This is a genomic window from Micromonospora endophytica (assembly GCF_003236305.1).
Taxonomy (GTDB): Bacteria; Actinomycetota; Actinomycetes; order Mycobacteriales; family Micromonosporaceae; genus Micromonospora; species Micromonospora endophytica.
Genome location: NZ_POTX01000444.1, coordinates 1 through 2,071, shown reverse-complemented (window position 1 = coordinate 2,071; position 2,071 = coordinate 1). Strand labels below are relative to the sequence as shown.

At 74.2% G+C, this 2,071-nt stretch carries 3 protein-coding genes; all 3 read left to right on the top strand.

Annotation, left to right across the window (positions count from 1 at the left end):
- The coding region (gene thiO / locus C1I93_RS30330) for a glycine oxidase ThiO (RefSeq protein WP_111246660.1) at positions 1–1,101 on the top strand (1,101 nt) is incomplete at its 5' end.
- Positions 1,092–1,292: a sulfur carrier protein ThiS gene (gene thiS / locus C1I93_RS30325; protein WP_111246658.1), complete on the top strand. Its 201-nt coding sequence runs from the start codon at positions 1,092–1,094 to the stop codon at positions 1,290–1,292. The genes thiO and thiS, both read left to right, overlap by 10 nt.
- 5 nt (positions 1,293–1,297) lie before the next feature.
- The coding region (locus C1I93_RS30320; protein WP_111246659.1) for a thiazole synthase at positions 1,298–2,071 on the top strand (774 nt) is incomplete at its 3' end.

The following is a 2,071-nucleotide window of genomic DNA, read 5'->3' as shown; positions in this document are numbered from 1 at the left end:
GGGCCGGTGGGGTTGGCGATCGCGTGGCGGTGTGCGCAGCGGGGGCTGCGGGTGGTGGTGCGCGATCCGGCACCCGGGTCGGGTGCCTCGCACGTCGCGGCCGGCATGTTGGCGCCGGTGGCCGAGGCGTACTTCGGTGAGCGGGAGCTGACTGGACTGCTCACCGAGTCGGCCGCGCGCTGGCCCGAGTTCGCCGCCGAACTGGAAGCGGCGACAGGTGTCGACATTGGGTACCGGACCGAGGGCACGCTCATGGTCGGGCTCACCGCCGACGACCTGGCCGAGGCGCGTCGGCTCTGGGCGTACCAGCAGGAGCTGGGGTTGCCGGTGACGCCGCTGCGCCCGTCCCAGCTGCGCGAACGCGAACCGGCGCTGGCACCTCGGGTGCGTGGCGGTGCGCTGGCCGCCACCGACCACCAGGTCGACCCGCGTCGGCTGGTGCCGGCGCTGCGCCTCGCCGCCGAACGGGCCGGCGCGGTGCTGGTGCCCGAGCCGGTCCGGAACCTGGCGGGCGTGCTGGCCGGGGTCACCGTGGTCGCCGCCGGCTGCGGCGCCGCCGCCCTCACCGGGCTGCCGGTCCGCCCGGTCAAGGGCCAGGTGTTGCGGCTGCGGGCACCGGATGGCGGTCCGCCGGGCTTCCGCCACGTCATCCGCGGGTACGCCGACGGCGAGCAGGTCTACCTCGTCCCGCGCCAGCACGGTGAGGTGGTGGTCGGCGCCACCGTCGAGGAACGCTCCGATGTGGACGTCTCCGCCGGCGCGGTGCTGCGGTTGCTGCGCGCCGCCATCGAACTCCTGCCCGAACTGGCCGAGTACGACCTGGTGGAGACGGTCGCCGGGCTACGCCCGGGTACCCCGGACAACGCCCCGATCCTGGGGCCGCTGCCGGACCGCCCGAACGTGCTGGCGGCCACCGGCCACCACCGGCACGGAATCGTGCTCACCCCGGTCACCGCGGATCTGATCACCGACCTGGCCACCGGCGGAGCCACCGACGACCCGCTGCTCGCCCCCTTCCGACCGGACCGGTTCCACACCGGCACCGGCGGGCGAGGCGTGGCCGGGTCCGAGCAGTCGAGGAAGGACGAGGCGTGGAGTTGACGGTGAACGGTGTCGGGCGCAGTGCGCCGGACGGGGTGACGGTGGCGGAACTGGTCCAGCAGGTCACACCGCAGCAGCGGGGTGTGGCGGTGGCGGTGAACGGCGAGGTGGTGCCGCGTACCGGATGGCCGGCGACGGTGTTGCGCGGTGGCGACCGGGTCGAGGTGCTCAGCGCCGCCCAGGGCGGGTGAGCGCGATGGCTACTCCGGACGAGACCGGCTTCGAGCTGGGTGGTGCGCGGTTCGGTTCCCGGCTGATCCTCGGCACCGGTGGTGCGGCCAACCTGCACGTGCTGGAGCAGGCTATCCGGGCCTCCGGCACCGAGTTGGTCACCCTGGCGTTGCGCCGGGTGGACACCGCCGGCACCGCCTCGGGCGGGCTGCTGGATCTGCTCGACCGGTGCGGCGTACGGCTGCTGCCGAACACCGCCGGCTGCTACACCGCAGGTGAGGCGGTGAAAGTGGCCCACCTGGCCCGGGACGCGTTCGACACCGACTGGATCAAACTTGAGGTGATCGGCGACGAGCGGACGCTGCTGCCCGACGGGGTGGAACTGCTGCGCGCCGCCGAGGAACTGGTCGCCGACGGGTTCACCGTGCTGCCGTACACCTCGGACGATCCGATCCTGGCCCGGCGGCTAGCCGACGTCGGCTGCGCTGCGGTGATGCCGGCCGGATCGCCGATCGGATCCGGGCTCGGGGTGTCCAATCCGCACCACATCCGGCTGATCCGGCAGAGCGTGGACGTGCCGGTGATCCTGGACGCCGGGATCGGCACCGCCTCCGACGCGGCGCTCGCCATGGAGTTGGGCTGCGACGCGGTCCTGCTGGCCAGCGCGGTGACCCGGGCGGCGGACCCGGTGGCGATGGCGACCGCGATGCGGTATGCGGTCGACGCCGGCCGCCTCGCCCACGGCGCGGGCCGCATCCCCCGCCGCTTCCACGCCTTGGCCTCCACCCCCCACGAAGGC